The organism is Flavobacterium kochi, assembly GCF_048286715.1.
Taxonomy (GTDB): Bacteria; Bacteroidota; Bacteroidia; order Flavobacteriales; family Flavobacteriaceae; genus Flavobacterium.
In genome coordinates this window covers 36,924-53,342 of sequence record NZ_JBLVPW010000017.1, presented here as the reverse complement: position 1 = coordinate 53,342, position 16,419 = coordinate 36,924, and the positions used below count along the sequence as shown (strand labels likewise).

The 16,419-nt window shown below is 35.8% G+C and carries 13 protein-coding genes; 5 read left to right on the top strand and 8 right to left on the bottom strand.

Annotation, left to right across the window (positions count from 1 at the left end):
* Positions 1–78: 78 nt before the first annotated feature.
* The gene (locus ACNQGH_RS15430; protein WP_417956917.1) at positions 79–837 is read right to left on the bottom strand and encodes a DUF2490 domain-containing protein; all 759 of its coding nucleotides are present in this window, start codon (positions 835–837) and stop codon (positions 79–81) included.
* 113 nt (positions 838–950) lie between these two features.
* Here ACNQGH_RS15430 and ACNQGH_RS15425 point away from each other — a divergent pair, with 113 nt between their 5' ends.
* Entirely contained in the window at positions 951–3,749 is a 2,799-nt protein-coding gene (locus ACNQGH_RS15425; RefSeq protein WP_417956916.1) for an outer membrane beta-barrel protein, read from the top strand.
* Between the two features lie 192 nt (positions 3,750–3,941).
* On the opposite strand, the gene ACNQGH_RS15420 is transcribed toward ACNQGH_RS15425, so the two are convergent.
* The 7 genes from ACNQGH_RS15420 to ACNQGH_RS15390 form a co-directional block, all read right to left on the bottom strand.
* Positions 3,942–6,530 carry a TonB-dependent receptor gene (locus ACNQGH_RS15420; RefSeq protein WP_417956915.1) on the bottom strand — a complete coding sequence of 863 codons (2,589 nt, stop codon included), beginning with the start codon at positions 6,528–6,530 and terminating at the stop codon, positions 3,942–3,944.
* A 249-nt stretch (positions 6,531–6,779) separates the two neighbouring features.
* On the bottom strand, positions 6,780–7,193 hold the full coding sequence (locus ACNQGH_RS15415; protein ID WP_417956914.1) for an RrF2 family transcriptional regulator: 414 nt from the start codon (positions 7,191–7,193) through the stop codon (positions 6,780–6,782).
* A 175-nt stretch (positions 7,194–7,368) separates the two neighbouring features.
* Positions 7,369–8,181 (bottom strand): TPM domain-containing protein, encoded by an 813-nt coding sequence (locus ACNQGH_RS15410; protein WP_417956913.1) that lies wholly within the window; start codon positions 8,179–8,181, stop codon positions 7,369–7,371.
* Positions 8,181–8,618 carry a TPM domain-containing protein gene (locus ACNQGH_RS15405; protein WP_417956912.1) on the bottom strand — a complete coding sequence of 146 codons (438 nt, stop codon included), beginning with the start codon at positions 8,616–8,618 and terminating at the stop codon, positions 8,181–8,183. Before ACNQGH_RS15405 ends, ACNQGH_RS15410 begins: the two co-directional genes overlap by 1 nt.
* Before the next feature lie 10 nt (positions 8,619–8,628).
* On the bottom strand, positions 8,629–9,222 hold the full coding sequence (locus ACNQGH_RS15400) for a LemA family protein (protein WP_417956911.1): 594 nt from the start codon (positions 9,220–9,222) through the stop codon (positions 8,629–8,631).
* 61 nt (positions 9,223–9,283) lie between these two features.
* Positions 9,284–9,616, bottom strand: a complete 333-nt coding sequence (locus tag ACNQGH_RS15395; protein WP_035670311.1) for a MerR family transcriptional regulator — start codon at positions 9,614–9,616, stop codon at positions 9,284–9,286.
* Between the two features lie 62 nt (positions 9,617–9,678).
* The gene (locus ACNQGH_RS15390; protein ID WP_417956910.1) at positions 9,679–10,656 is read right to left on the bottom strand and encodes a M23 family metallopeptidase; all 978 of its coding nucleotides are present in this window, start codon (positions 10,654–10,656) and stop codon (positions 9,679–9,681) included.
* Between the two features lie 334 nt (positions 10,657–10,990).
* Between ACNQGH_RS15390 and alaS the strand changes: the two genes are divergently transcribed.
* From alaS to ACNQGH_RS15370, 4 genes are all read left to right on the top strand, one after another.
* Positions 10,991–13,627: an alanine--tRNA ligase gene (alaS, locus tag ACNQGH_RS15385; RefSeq protein ID WP_417956909.1), complete on the top strand. Its 2,637-nt coding sequence runs from the start codon at positions 10,991–10,993 to the stop codon at positions 13,625–13,627.
* A 334-nt stretch (positions 13,628–13,961) separates the two neighbouring features.
* Positions 13,962–14,651, top strand: a complete 690-nt coding sequence (locus ACNQGH_RS15380; RefSeq protein WP_417956908.1) for a hypothetical protein — start codon at positions 13,962–13,964, stop codon at positions 14,649–14,651.
* 156 nt (positions 14,652–14,807) lie between these two features.
* Positions 14,808–15,764, top strand: a complete 957-nt coding sequence (locus ACNQGH_RS15375) for a GSCFA domain-containing protein (protein ID WP_417956907.1) — start codon at positions 14,808–14,810, stop codon at positions 15,762–15,764.
* Between the two features lie 2 nt (positions 15,765–15,766).
* A complete protein-coding gene (locus tag ACNQGH_RS15370) occupies positions 15,767–16,387 on the top strand; it encodes a DUF4230 domain-containing protein (RefSeq protein WP_417956906.1) in 621 nt (206 codons plus the stop codon).
* Positions 16,388–16,419 lie beyond the last annotated feature (32 nt).

Sequence of the window (16,419 nt, the reverse complement as noted above, 5' to 3'; positions counted from 1 at the left end):
TTAATACGCTGTTAATCAGCAATTAATATTAATCCCGATTTTAATTAATTTGTTTTTTAGATTGCAGTTTTTATTTCACTAGGGTGTTGGTCTATTTTTAACCTTTTTTTGTAATCTTAGCTTGTGGAAAATACTGAATCGGATGATGTCTCTATTAAAGTAATCCACTCCATTGGCCCGTTGTTGAAAACTGTTTAAATATCCAATTTCGATGGCGAAATTTTTGTTGATACCATACTGTACCGCACCATAAATTCTATTTTGATCAAAGGAATTTTTGATGATTTTTTTACCGAAATTAATCAATAGCTCATCGGATACTATTACTTTTAAAAACTGATTTTCTTTTTTCCAAAAAGAATAATCACCTTGAATGCGGTATCTAAATCTCCAGGAAAAAGTGGTTCCGGATACCAATTCCTGTTTGTTGGCGTTGTGAATAAATCGTTCTTCCAGTTGAAAACGTTGATTGAAAGTGATTTTGTCCACCTCTTGTTTCCATGTAATATCTTGTTGGCCTCTGTATTCCGGTATATTAAAATCGTAATTTAGTTCAGGCTGCTGCGTCGCGACTGAGAAATAAGCAAAACCAACTCCTGTTTCTAAATGGTCATTGATTTTATAGCGCCCCTGCACGCGTAGCACATATAAATTTTCGGTAACTGGTTTTAGAAAGATCCTATTGTCAAATTCAGAATTTATTGACCATTTATTGTTTAATGCCAATTGGTTATTGTACCGGGTCCAAAGGAGACTTTGCTGATCTACATTTTTTTCGGTTTGAGCTCTAGATATAAAACAGACCAGGAGTAAGAAAAATATTTTGATTATTTTCATGAAGTTTCGTGCAATTTTTGGCGAATTTACGCAAACTCTATAAAAATTAGGGGGTAGATTAAACCTTTTATTCATTTCGAAGTCTTATCTGTTTTATTTAAATAAATTTCTGGATGTCTAAATTGTACTTTTTTTTGCTTTTTTTGTTTTTTTGTTTTTCTGCCAATGCTCAAGAGGAGTTGATTCTTAAAGGAACGGTCCTCGACGTTACTACCCAGATTCCTTTAGAGGCAGCAACAGTTTATTTTTCGACGGTAAAAGATTCTGTAGTATTAGAATACACCACTACCGATAAAAATGGTTTTTTTAAAATTGCGACCAAAAAATATGAAAAGCCTGTTTTTTTGAAGATTTCTTATATGGGATATCAAACTGAGGTGGAAGAACAAAAGGAAATTACTGAGAATAAAGATTTTGGGAAAGTCTATTTATTAGAAAATGTAAATGCCTTAGCCGGTGTAATTATAAAAAGTGAAGCTCCTCCAATTCGTATTAAAAAAGATACATTAGAGTTCAATGCCAATTCTTTTAAGGTACGCCCGGACTCCAGTGTAGAAACGTTGTTAAAACAATTACCCGGATTTGAAGTTGATAATGAGGGAAAAATTAAAGTAAACGGTAAAGAAGTGACCCAGTTTCTGGTAAATGGGAAAGCCTTTTTTGATAAAGACGGGGCATTGCTTTTAAAAAACTTGCCAGCGGAGATTATTAATAAAATTCAGGTATCGGATTTCAAAACCAAAAAAGAAGAATTGTCCAAACAAGAGTCCACTTCAGATTATTCAAGCATCAATCTGACTATTGACGAGAAGAAAAACAAAGGTTTTTTTGGAAAATTCTTAGGAGGTTATGGTACATCTGAGCGGTACGAGAGTAGTTTGATAATGAATTTTTTCAATAATAAACGAAAGATAAGTGTGCTGGGATCTTCCAATAATATCAATTCATCCGGTTTTTCGATGGATGAAGTATTTGATAATATGGGTGGAGGGAGAAACAGCAGAGGAGGTTCTAAAACTGCTGGCGGAGGCAAAGGAATCACTCGGTCGAATCTTGCGGGATTAAATTATTCAGATGAATGGTTTAAAGATTTTCAAACAACCGGAAGTTATTCTTTTAATAATGCCATAACGGAAAATGCAAGTAAGTCTAAGCAAGTTGAATTTTTGCCTACGGGTGGTTTCTCAACGGAATCTGGATCGAAATCAAAATCTGAAACCACGGGAAATAAATTGAATTTTGAGTTTGAATACAAAATAGATCCAACAATGAGAATCGTTGTTGTTCCAAAATTGAGTAAATCCAATTCGCATAGCAATTCCTCTTCCTCCAGTTTATCCAGAGACGAAAATGAAGACCCTTTAAATGAAAGTACTTCTAATTCCAACAGAGAAAGTAATTCGACCAATTTTGGGAATACCATTAACTTCAATAAATCATTTCAAAAGAAATCCCGAAATTTGAGTATTGGTTTTGAGAATAGCAATACAAATAGTGATTCCGATGGTTTGAGTACTTCTAAAACTATTTTTTATCAAAATGGAGAGCCCAACGATGAGAGAAATCAGATGGTGAAAAACGGGAACACAAGTGACTTTTATACTGCGGAAATCGAATATACAGAACCAATTACGGATTCATTGCGTGTTCGTTTTGCGGGTGAGTATAGCAGTTCGAATGCAATAAGCAAAGTGCAAACCTTAGATTATGATGCATTGTCTCAATCGTATACCATTATTAATGATCCGTTGTCTAATTTTATTTCATCAAAACAAAACAGGGTTAGCCCAAAAATAGGCGTTACTTTCCAAAAAAATAAATTTACTTTTAACCTGAATTCAACGACTTCGATTGTGCAGTTTGACAATCATTCCTTTTATCTGAATAAAGATACGGATTTAAATAAAAAATATATTTTACCTATTGGAGGAGTACAAATTAGATACAAGTTTGAGAAATCAAAATTCATAACAGCAAAATATGACTATGTGGTTAGTCTTCCTTCCACAAATCAATTGTTACCGGTGGAAAATTTGGCCAATCCATTAAATACCATTGTAGGAAATCCAAATTTGAATCCTAATGAGAAGCACAGTGCAAATTTAACTTTTAGAAATTTTGATTTCCGTACCCGTTCGGGCTATGATTTGTATCTAAAAGGGGAGTATAATGATAGTCAGGTTATTACAACCACAACCTATGATGCCAATAGAAAAGGGATCACAACCTACGGGAATGTTTCAGGAACTTATTCTGCTTTGATGGGTGGAAATTGGAATCAATCGATAAAAAAGGATGGAAATGTTTTAAAGTATGGTATCGGTCTGAATGGTAGTTATTCTTTGACCAGAGGATTTACCAATGCGGTTTTATATGATGCAAAATCATTGGGAATTACACCAAGAATTTATGTTACCTATGATTATGGAGAACTGTTAACCATAGCGCCTACCTATAGTTTGTCCTATGATGAATCAAGATACACTAATTATTTGACAAAAGCCAGCTCCAATGTAGTGCATAGAATTAATTTGCAAACCACCAATTATTGGCCTAAAAACTGGGTTTTCGGAAATGATTTGGGGTATACCTACAATTCGAATATTGCCCGCGGTTTCAAGAAAGATTTTTATTTATGGAATACAAGTTTGTCGTATGGTTTCTTTAATAAAAAAATGATTGCAAAATTAAAAGTGTACGATGTTTTGAATCAGAATCAGAGTTCCTCAAGAACCATTTCTGCTACCACAATTCGCGATGAAGAAAATACGGTTTTAAAGCGTTATGCCATGTTTTCGGTAACCTATAAAATTCAGGATTTTTCAGGAATGAAAAGGCCTCCAAGAAATGAAAACAGGAGAGAAGGCAGAGGAGAAGATAGAGGAGAAAGTAGGGGAGAGGATTACAAATAGAAGTTGTCCCAAAAGACAAGCTGCTATTTGTAATAGAGTAGTCGGTAGTATTGGATAAAACAAAAAGAACCATCAAAACTTAATTTGGGGGTTCTTTTTTTTACTGTATTTGGATCTACTTTTTTTAAAATTTAGGTCTTACACTATAAATGCTAATGAAAAGTATACTATGACTCTGAAAGTGTTTTGTAACTATAATGAATATCTTAAAGTGATACCATACGTTCTTTGATCTCCTAATACACCAGCATATTGTCCAGCATTACCGCCTGCAGGCAATAATTGTTCAAAATAATCCTTATCCAATAGGTTGCGTCCCCATAAGAAAACTGATAAGCCTTCTGAAGCACGGAAACCAATACGACCATTAACCAGGGCATAACCATCAACTACAAGGTATTTTGAAGGAGTGGCGCTCGAAGAGAATGAAGAACGAGCGTAAGTGTCTAAGGCAAAGAAGAACTTCCCAACATTACCGAATAATTTCCCCGAATCAGAGATTTCCCCGCCTAAAGATCCTGCCCATTTTGAGATTCCAGGTAGCGCACCACCTGAAATGTCCTTAGAATAGATCGCAATATTATTTGCATCCTTTAATCCAGTTTCTTCTAGTGGCAGAGGTGCATTTTTGAAAACAACATATTTACCATCGGTGTAAGATACTGCACCGTTAAACGACAGGTGTTTGTTTGCTGTAACGCTGGCATCAAGTTCAGCACCCTGTACACGTACTTTTTCTGCGTTGGCAAGATAACCACGGTTTAAACTCACATCAGGACTTTGAACCAGTGTTTGATAGTTTTTGATGTCTGTATTATAAACTGTGAAATTCAATATCGTACGGTCAAAAGGGGTAGTCTTCACTCCAACTTCAAAGTGATTTACTTCTTCAGGTTTTATTTCAGCAAGTGCGATTATCGGACCATTAGCATCAGTAGGTATACCACCCACATTAACCCCCACAGGTTTATAACTTCTAGCATAAGTTGCAAAGGTATTGACACGGTCAGAAGCTTTGTAAGCCAGTGTTAAATTTCCGGAAAAGTTGGTGTCGTCTACATCCACTTTAAAAGCCTGATTAGAATAAACCTTCTTTTTCAACGCAAGTAAAGCTAGGTCGTTTGTTTGCAGACCTCCGTAGGTCTCTCTACTATAGTCAAGTTTCTTCTTGTCATAATTGTATCTTAGACCAGGTAAAAAGTGAAGACCATCGGTAATTTCCCAATCAAGCTGACCAAATAGTGCCCCACTGAATGTGTTGAGTGTATTTTTGGTTTTGATTCCGTATCCATTTAAAAGTCCAGGTGTTTGCCATAGTGAGTAGCCATTGGAATCGTTTGGCGTATCCTGAGAAAAGCGCCACTGTGCGGATCCAGCTTCCTCAATCTGTATAGGATCTGCTTTTAGCTCCTGTCCGATTACAAATACACCGATCACACCACTTAGCCTGCGGGAAAAATCTCCAGCGTAACGAATCTCTTGTGACCATTGTTGATGTTTTGATGTGGCTTGAGAAAGTTTAAGTACCTGAAGTCCTGTAAAATCTCTGTCATTGGAAGGATCCCAGTTCCAATAGCGCCAAGCTGAGGTTGAAGTAAGTGTTCCTTCTCCAATTTTAGTTTCTATATTTAGTGATATCCCTCCTAAATCCTGTCCTGAACGCCAAGGGGTATCGTGATCAATTTTACGGTCAAATGCATTGGTACTTGGAAGGCTGTAGTTTAAATCAGCAATAATCTGATTAAATTGACGGTAAGCGGCACGTTTAGTAGGGGCAACACCTGCAATAACCTGCGCATATCCATCGGGACGCTGACGCGAAAAATCTGCCGCCAAAGTAATATTTGTGTTTTCTGTTGGTGTATAAAGTAACTGTCCTCTTACTCCTTGATTATTCAGGTCGTTTACCCTTTTTCCTGTGGCTACATTTTCGATTAGACCATCACGTTGCGTTCCGGAAAACGACAATCGTCCAGCAAATTTTTTACTTAAAGCACCAGTGATAGAGGCCTTAGCCTGAAGAAATCCGTAGTTTCCAAAACTAACCTCAAAGTTAGCACCTGAAGTAAAGCTCGGCTTGCGAGTGGTTACGTTAAAAGCACCTGCAGTCGTGTTTTTACCAAACAACGTCCCCTGTGGTCCACGTAATACCTCAATCCGATCTATGTCAATAAAGTCTAGTGTTGTGGCAGCCGGACGGGCGTAGTAAACCCCGTCAACGTAAAAACCAACACCTGGATCAATACCATCGTTAGTAAGACCAAAAGTGGAACCAAGACCTCGAATGTTAATGGTTGTGTTTCGTGGATTTGACGAATACAATTGAACGGATGGCACCAGTTCTTTCAAACGGTTAACGTTGAAAGCACCGGCCTCCTCGGCCTGTTTTCCACTCACAACGGAGATTGGAATGGGAACGTCTTGTGCTTTTTCAATTCTGCGTCTTGATGTGATGACCACTTCAACAAGCACATTGTCATCAGTAAGAGTTATTTCTAAAGGCGTATCTCGTAGTTCCGTAATTGTAACTTCTTTAGATTTAGATCCCACATATTGTACAATAAGTGAGTAAGGAAGTTTTTCTTGGGTTTCAATAGTAAACTTGCCGCTGGCATCTGTAGTAGCACTATATCTGGTGCCTTTTAATACCACGTTAGCACCTTCTAAAGGTGTATTTTGGCTATTCGTTACTACACCGCTAACTGCGGTTTGCGCAAAAGAGAGAGAGAAAATGAATAATAATAATAGCGTTGTAATTATTTTTGTATCAATTGGCTTCATTGTATGTTTATTATATGTAATTAGTAGAGTTTAAATTAAATTTTTTTTACTTATTAGCACATACACATCATTTGAAGATTCTTTTTTTTACTTGTAATTACTCGTTTATTTCCTGCTTGTTCATTTAAAGCAACGAACGTGTTTAAATACGTTTTCATAGTTTAAAATTGGATTGTTTGATTATGTCTTAAATTCGAGGCAAATATATAACTAATTCTATGAAAATAGTAGAGTTTTAAAAATATTTTTTTATTTTTCTACTAACGAGGCAATAGTAATGCCTTTCATAGCCTTTAAAGTTTCATCTCGAATGGTCATTAACCCGTGTCGTAGCAGGCATTCAGACTCATTGGTGCAATCGGAGCAAGGTTCGTAAAAATTTAATGATGCACATGGAAGTAATGCAATTGCGCCATCAAATAACCGATGGATATCCGCTAAAGTAATATCGTTTTTGGATTTTAAAAGGTAATAACCTCCAAATTTACCTTGCTTGCTTCCTACAAAATGTCCGCGTTTTAAATCCAATAAAATCTGTTCCAAAAATTTTTTTGGAATATTGGCTGCTTCGGCAATTTCAATAGTACGAGAAATATGATTTTCGTCCTGTTGCGCTAAAAACAATAATGCTTTGAGCGCATATTTGGCTTTATGTGAAAGCATTTTTAATTTGTTTTATAATAATATATTAGGTATTAGATCCGATTTCAAATTTATAAAATGAAAGGAAAAACAAACATAACTATTTTTATTTATAATTTTAAAAGTATTGTGGTTTTTTAAATGTTGAATGTAGTCTTGAACGGATGGATTCAAACGGAATGTCGACAGCTGAAAGCTACCAGTCTCCACCAGATCCACCGCCTGAGAAACCACCGCCGCCAAATCCACCACCGAAACCGCCGCCGCCGCCTCCAAAACCACCACCGGAAGAACCACCAAAGCCTCCGCCGCCGCTGTTTCTGCCAAGGCTGCTCAGAATAATTACATCCAATAAACTAGGTCCACGGCCTCTGTTGCCAGAATTTCCGCCTCCGCCTTTATTTCTTGAAATTAGTACAAGAATAATAATGACTATCACTATAATTGGCATGATTGGAAAGCCTTTTTCCTTTCCCTTGATTTGTTTTCGTTCTCCTTTATATTTTCCTTTAAAAACATCAATTATGGCATCGGTACCTTTATCAAGACCTTTGTAATAACTTCCGGCTTTAAATTCTGGAATAATAATATTTCGGGTAATTTCTCCGCCAATTCCAGCTGTTAAGCGATCTTCAAGTCCATAGCCTGGTGAAATCCATATTTTTTTTTCGGCTTTAGCCAATAAAATAAGGACACCATTATCCTCTTTTGCTGTTCCACCGATACCCCAGGTTTGTGCCCATTTTGGAGTAAGAATGCCAATATCTTCTCCTTTAAGGCTTTCGATGGTAATAATCACAATTTGCGTTGTTGTCGAATCAGAATATTTAATGAGCTTTTCTTCTAATTGTGCTTTTTCAGTTGCACTTAAAATATTCGCATAATCATAAACTGAAGTCTGAAAACTCGGCTTTTCAGGAATGGTAAACTGAGCAAAGCTTATTTGTGAAAATAGGAAACAAAGGAATAGCTTTAGGAAAATTGTAGTATTCTTTTTTAGTAAAATCATTATCCTTTAGATATTTCGTTTGATAATTCATTGGTGTCGTCTGCTGACCATGGGAAATGCTTTTTCAATTGTTCCCCAGCCATTAAAATTCCATCAATAAGTCCTTGTTTGAAGTTGCCATTTTTAAAATGGTTCTTCATAATTTCTTTTGTAGTATCCCAAAAATCATTGGCGACAAGATCATTGATTCCTTTATCTCCACAAATTACAAATTTTTTATCTGTAACGGCCAGATAAATTAAAACGCCATTTTGAAGCTGGGTTTCATCCATTTTGAGTTCATGAAAAACTTCCAAAGCCCTATCAAAAGGTACTTCGGAAGTTGTTTTTTCTATATGTACTCTAATCTCGCCAGAAGTATTTTTTTCGGCCATGCGAATAGCTTCAACAATTGCTTGTTCTTCTTCTTTGGTTAAAAAATCTTCTACTTTTGACATTGTTTTTAGATTAGAATTTTACTTCAACGGGTTTGTTTGCACCTTCTACAGCATTAAAATATGCTTTTTCTTTGAAACCGAACAGTCCCGCAAATAGTGAATTTGGAAACGTTTTAATATGTGAGTTGTAGGGTTTTACCGCTTCGTTAAAACGGGTTCTTGCAGTAAGAATTTGATTTTCTGTACTAGCCAGTTCGTCTTGTAATTTTAAGAAATTTTGATTTGCTTTCAAATCAGGATACGCTTCAACGGTTACTAATAATCTTGACAAAGAGCTGCTCACACCACTTTGTGCTTTGTTGAATTCAGCTAATTGTTCCGGAGTAATATTTGCTGGATCAATCTTTACCGAAGTAGCTTTTGCTCTAGCTTCAATAACAGCAGTTAAAGTAGATTTTTCAAAATCAGCGGCTCCTTTTACTGTATTTACTAAATTACCAATAAGGTCGTTTCTTCTTTGGTAAGCCGTTTGTACGTCTCCCCAAGATTGCTCTACGGTTTGGTTCAAAGTTACTGCAGTATTATTAATCCCTTTAACCCAGCTGTAAATTCCAATAATTAATACTGCTGCAATAATCCAAGGTAAAAATTTTTTAAAATCCATTTTTGTTTAATTTAAAGTTTAGTGTTTAATTGTTATTTTTATAAAATCTCAAATCAACAAACTACAGTTGATTTTTAATATTTGTTAATTGTGTTCGTATTGTTTCTAGTTTTCGAATAATTTCAAATTTATCCAGGGTTTTCTTCTGACCTTCTTTCAAATGTGTTTTGGCACCTTCCAGTGTGAAACCCCTTTCTTTCACTAAATGAAAGATGAGTTGTAAATTTGTCACATCTTCCGGAGTGAACATGCGATTGCCTTTCGCATTCTTTTTCGGCTTCAGAATATCAAATTCATTATCCCAAAAACGAATCAGTGAGGCATTCACGTCAAATGCTTTGGCCACTTCGCCTATGCTGTAATATCTTTTATCTTTAGAAAGCTCAATATGCATGTTTTTTTATTTTAATCTTTTTTCTGAACGCTATTTTTGTGGACTTGACACTCTTTTGTGCATTAGTCTAATGATTGATTTTCCTGGTTAGCCAATTTTGAAATGGCAACATATTCAATTGCTGAAATATTTCCGTAATAAAAATTCAATGGATTCACGACATTCCCATCTTTGTGCACTTCATAATGCAAGTGCGGTCCTTCGGATCTTCCGGTACTGCCTACATATCCTATAACATCGCCGCGTTTTACGTGTTGCCCCGCCCGGACTTTATATTTGCTTAAATGCCCATATAAGGTTTCATAACCGTAACCGTGGTTAATAACAATATGGTTCCCATAACCGGAAGCCGTATTGTCCGCCTTTGCTATAACTCCGTCTCCCGTAGCATAAATCGGAGTTCCTATGTTGGCAGAGAAATCCATCCCTTTATGCATTTTTCTCGCTTTCGTAAAGGGATCCGTTCGGTATCCAAAACCAGAAGCCAATCGTTTTAAATTCTCATTCCTTACAGGCTGAATAGCAGGAATCGCTGCTAGAAATTTATTTTTAGCCTTAGCCAGATCCAAAATAATATCCAGTGATTTCGACTGAATCACTAATTCTTTGGTAAGCATATCAACTCTTTTTGTCGTATTGATTACCAGTTGTGAATTGTCATAACCTGCTAATTTTTTATATCGGTTGATATCTCCAAAACCGGATTTTCGTACCGAGTCAGGAATCGCCGAGATATTAAAATAAACCCGATACAAATTGTTGTCTCTGTCTTCAATATCTGCAACCACATTATCAACCTGATCCATTTTCTTGTTTAAAATAGAAAAATTCAACTTCAAATTTTCAATTTCACGTGCCTGTAAGCGGTCTTTTGGCGTTTCAAAATAAGGAGTGTTCAATAAAACAATGAAACATAAAAATCCAAATAATGCCGAAGCCACTAAAAATAAGGCTATAACACCAAATTTCTTTCTTTTTCTTACTTTAATTTTTCGGTATGCTAGATTTTCGGAATCGTAATAATATTTTACTTTCGCCATGTTTTAAAATACCCTATTTTTGCACATTGTAAAATGTTAGTCGAACAAATTTAATAAATGTTTCATTTGTTCAGCGCTTTTTTTTAGGAATAAATATAATAATGTGCCTATTGCAGCTATTCATTGCAAGTTCTGCTGTTGAAATCTTTTTTTCTAACGTGCCAGTGGGGGCTTCCTCCGGTCGCTCTGCCATCTCAGGAAAAAATAAATTTCAAAACTGCGAAACTTTTCACTGCTATCTGAGGCAAAATAACAATAATTTAAATCAAATATTTAAAGATGGTTTTAGGTTTAACAAACTTTTAAACTTTAAACTTTAAACAAATTTTAGTAAATGAAATCACAAGACGTACGTAAACAATTTCTAGATTTTTTCGCATCAAAAGGGCACTTAATCGTTCCATCTGCACCCATAGTTCTAAAAGATGACCCAACCCTGATGTTCAACAACTCGGGAATGGCCCAGTTCAAAGAATATTTTCTTGGGAATGCCACGCCAAAAAGCAATAGAATTGCCGATACACAAAAATGTCTTCGTGTTTCAGGAAAACATAATGACTTAGAAGATGTAGGTTTTGATACCTACCACCACACCATGTTTGAAATGCTTGGTAACTGGTCTTTTGGGGATTATTTCAAAAAAGAAGCGATCAACTGGGCTTGGCAACTTTTAACAGAAGTGTATAAAATACCAAAAGAAAATTTATACGTTTCCGTATTTGAAGGAAATCCAGAAGAAAACGTACCATTCGATCAGGAAGCTTGGGATATTTGGAAGGAACTGATTGATGAGGACAGAATCATTCTTGGAAACAAGAAAGACAATTTCTGGGAAATGGGAGACCAGGGACCTTGTGGACCTTGTTCTGAAATTCATGTGGATTTACGCCCGGAAGAAGAAAAATTGAAGGTTTCCGGAAAGAGTTTAGTAAACAATGACCATCCACAGGTGGTGGAAATCTGGAATAACGTATTTATGGAGTTTAACCGTAAAGCGGACGGTTCTTTAGAGAAATTACCGGCACAACATGTTGATACCGGAATGGGGTTTGAGCGTTTGTGTATGGCATTGCAAGGAAAAACTTCCAATTATGATACGGATGTTTTTACGCCACTTATTGAAAAAGTAGAGCAAATTACAGGATTAAAATACACTTCAAACGAAGTTTTAAATATCAGCGAAGCCCAAAACAAAACCAATATAGCTATTCGTGTAGTGGTAGATCACGTTCGTGCCGTGGCTTTTGCTATTGCTGACGGACAATTGCCGTCAAACACAGGTGCTGGTTATGTAATTCGTAGAATTTTGCGTCGTGCGATTCGTTACGGATTTACTTTCTTGAATACCAAGGAACCGTTCATCAACCAATTAGTCGCAGTTTTAGCCAATCAAATGGGGGAATTTTTTCCAGAAATCAAATCACAGCAACAATTGGTTACTAATGTGATTCGTGAAGAAGAAGCATCGTTCTTAAGGACTTTGGATCAAGGATTACAATTGCTGGAAAATGTAGTTGCCGAAACTAAAGGGACAACAGTGTCAGGTACTAAAGCATTTGAATTATACGATACTTTCGGATTTCCAATTGACCTGACGGCATTAATTCTTAGAGAAAAAGGATTCGAACTGGACGAAGCTGGTTTTAACGCCGCCATGCAGGAACAAAAAAAACGTTCACGCGCCGCATCAGAAGTTTCTACTGAAGATTGGTCCGTGTTGATTCCTGGAAATGTAGAAACATTTGTCGGGTATGACCAAACAGAAAACGAAGTAAAAATCACTCGCATCCGTAAAGTTGACAGTAAAAAAGACGGGGTTTTATACCAAATCGTTTTAGACAATACGCCATTCTATCCAGAAGGCGGAGGACAGGTTGGTGATAAAGGAACTTTGGTTTCTGCAAATGAAACCATAGAAATCATTGATACTAAAAAAGAAAATAACCTGATTTTGCATTTTGCAAAAAAATTACCGGAAAATGTAAACGCTGGTTTTATAGCAAAAGTAAATCAGGATTTGAGAAATTTGTCTTCCAGAAATCACTCGGCGACACACTTGATGCACCAGGCGTTGAGAAGTATTTTAGGGACGCATGTAGAACAAAAAGGGTCACTGGTAAATCCAAACTATCTGCGTTTTGACTTTTCTCATTTTGCTAAAATGACGGAAACCGAATTGCAACAGGTCGAGGATTTTGTAAATGCAAGAATCCAGGAGCAATTACCACTTATAGAAAGAAGAAATATTCCGTTTGCCCAAGCTGTTTCAGAAGGAGCGATGGCGCTTTTTGGAGAAAAATACGGAGATGAGGTTCGTGCTATCAAATTTGGCGCAAGTATGGAATTGTGCGGAGGAATCCACGTAAAAAACACTGCTGAAATCTGGCATTTCAAAATCGTTTCAGAAGGAGCGGTTGCTGCGGGAATTCGTCGTATCGAAGCCATTACAAGTGATGCCGTTAAAGCTCATTTTGCTTCGTATGAAGGCACATTGAATGAAGTAAAAACTGCTTTGAAAAACCCTCAGGATATTTTGAAAGCCGTTCATTCGATGCAAGAAGAAAATGCGAAATTGGTGAAACAAATTGAGGCTTTGGTGAAAGACAAAGTTAAAAATTTGAAAGCGAGTTTAACGTCAGAAATACAGGAGATAAACGGTATTCAATTCTTGGCGAAACAAGTGGACCTGAATCCGGAAGGAGCAAAAGATTTGGCGTATGAATTAGGAAATTTAGGAAAAAACCTGTTTTTGGTTTTGGCAACAGCCGAGGAGGAAAAACCAATGTTAACCTGTTATATTTCGAAAGAATTGGTTGCAGATAAAAACCTAAATGCCGGACAAGTAGTTCGTGAATTGGGTAAATTTATCCAAGGTGGAGGCGGAGGACAACCGTTCTTTGCTACAGCCGGAGGAAAGAATGTGGCCGGAATTCAGAACGCATTGGAAAAATCGGTTGAATTCGTAAAGTAAAACAAATTTATTTTTTTATAATAGAAGCCCTTTTAGAGTATACGTTCTAAAAGGGTTTGTTTTTTTGTTCAATAGGCTGTAGTGTAGGGTTTCAGATAGTGTTACTACTAGGTTTAAAAATAGTAGTTTAACCGAAATATAGGGATTGTAGCGATGAATATTGTACCTCTTATTTTATTTTTTTACGTTTGATTTATATAGACCCAAACGGTTTGATAAAGGAGAATACGATTTGTTTATTATTATGAAAAAAGCAAAAAAAATATTTTGTGTATTATCGATTTTTTTATCGACTCTTTATTCGTGTTCAAGTGATAAGGATGATAGCATAAAATTGCTAAAAAAAATAGTTACCACTGCATCAGACGGAACTTCAGCAACCACTTTGTTTACGTATAATGGTACTGAAATAGTAAGTATTGATGGCGTTCAGAAACATACTGATTTTACTTATACAAATGGTTTGATCTCTAAAATAGTAACGTTAGATAAAACAAATCAACTTTCTGAAACTATTGAATATACGTATGTCACCGGTGAATTGGTGCGTGTAAAATCTGCAAACAAGTATATAATAAACTATATCCATAATTCAGATGAAACTGTTTCCTATGAAAAACTAGCCATTAATTCAGGGAATCAGGAAGTGAAAATGTATCATGGAATTTTGTATTTTCAAAACGAAAATTTCATCAAAGACGAAAGAATATTGGATAACACCGGATTAGGTGTTTTGTCTCAATATAGTATAAGCTTTGATTATGATTCTAAACACAATCCATTGTATAATGTATTGGGGTACAAAAAACTATTGGATTATAATGAAGCCATCTCGTCGAATAATAGTCTGATAAGTACAGTGATTATAAGTACTACAAAAGGTGACCAGATAGCATCTTCCGCTAAATTTTATAAAAATTCCTTTGCATACGATTTAGAAAATTACCCAACCGAAAAGATTTCAGAGAATGCGATTGTTGGCAGCGATAATACCGGTTATTTGAAATCACAATTCTTCTACTAAGAAAGCCATTAGCTTGCAAAAGGCGGCAACAACCCTTTCAGAATTTTAAAATCGTAAAGAGTTTCTTAATCCTATATTTTTATAGGCCCAATGAAAAAGGATTTAAACAGTATTTAATTCGCTAAAATTATTCAAATTTGCAGTAAATTAGAAACGATGCTATTCAGAACCCAAATACCCATTTCTATAAGCAGCCATCTGCTGGATTACAATTCAAAGATTGTGTCTTTGGGGTCTTGTTTTGCAGTAAATATAGCGGAAAAACTAGACTTTTTTAAGTTTCAGAACAGCTGTAACCCATTTGGAATTTTGTTTCATCCTTTGGCGATTGAGAAACTCGTTGATTTTGCTGTTTCGGGAAAGCAGTTCACGGAAAACGATATTTTTTTTCATAATGAATTGTGGCATTGTTTTGATGCACATTCGGATTTGAGTACTTCAAATAAGGATGAATTATTAGAATCGTTAAACAGCATACTCCAATCAACAAAACAGCAATTGCAAGAAGCCTCTCATGTTATTATCACGTACGGAACCTCGTGGGTGTATCGAAATAGAGAAAGTGATACCATTGTGGCGAATTGTCATAAAGTATCGCAAAAGCAATTCAGCAAAGAATTACTTTCGTTTGACGAGAGTAAAGAAAGCATCGCAAATACTATTAAATTGATCCATTCGTTGAAAGGGGATTGTGGTATTGTTTTCACGGTTTCGCCCGTGCGTCACATTAAAGATGGTTTTGTTGAAAACCAATGGAGCAAAGCCAGTTTGATTTCAGTAATTCACAGTGTTTTGAATACGGAAGACTATAAACATAACACGGAATACTTTCCTTCCTATGAAATCATGATGGATGAACTTCGTGATTATCGGTTTTATGCTGAAGATATGTTGCATCCCAATCAGGTGGCAATCGATTATATTTGGGAGCGTTTCAAAGAAACCACAATTTCAGAAAATGCTTTTTCTACGATGGATGCCATTGAAAGTATTCAGAAAAGTCTTTTACACAAGCCATTTAATCCAGATTCTGAAAGTCATTTGAAGTTCGAATCCAAACTCAGAGAAAAAATCACTAAATTGGAGTCTCAATTTTCATTCATGAAATTTTAATTATGCTTAGAAAAATAGGTATTGGAATCGGAGTTGTTGCAGGAATAATTTTATTGTTCAAATTTTGTGATTTTAAGAAAAACGATGATGAAGATATGAGTTATAACACCAATCTCATTCAGCAACAAATCGTAAACGTAGGGAAACTTGTAGTTACCGAAGGGCATTTCTCTGAGGTAATAACCTATAAAAATCAGCAAAAATACCTGTTGGATATGCTTTCATTCGAGAAAAAAGCCCTGGTTGTTGTCAATGCTGATGTAACTGTTGCGTATGATTTGCATAAAATGAAGTATGATATCGATGAGAAAAATAAAACGATCACAATTATAAGTATTCCCAAAGAAGAAATAAAGATCAGCCCTGATATTCAGTTTTATGATGTCGAACAAAGTAAATTGAATCCATTTACGGGAGCTGATTACAACAAAATCAATAGATCGGTTAAAGCAAATCTGGCCAAGAAAATAGAAAAATCGTCACTAAAAACGAACGCTGAAAATCGCCTAATTAGTGAATTGTCCAAAATATTGATTCTGACCAATACCATGGGTTGGAAGTTACGGTATGAGGGAAAAGTAATCGAAAGCGAGAAAGATTTCGGTCAGCAAATTAAGCTTTAATTACTTTTTTGTCAGGTTGCTCCACTAATAAT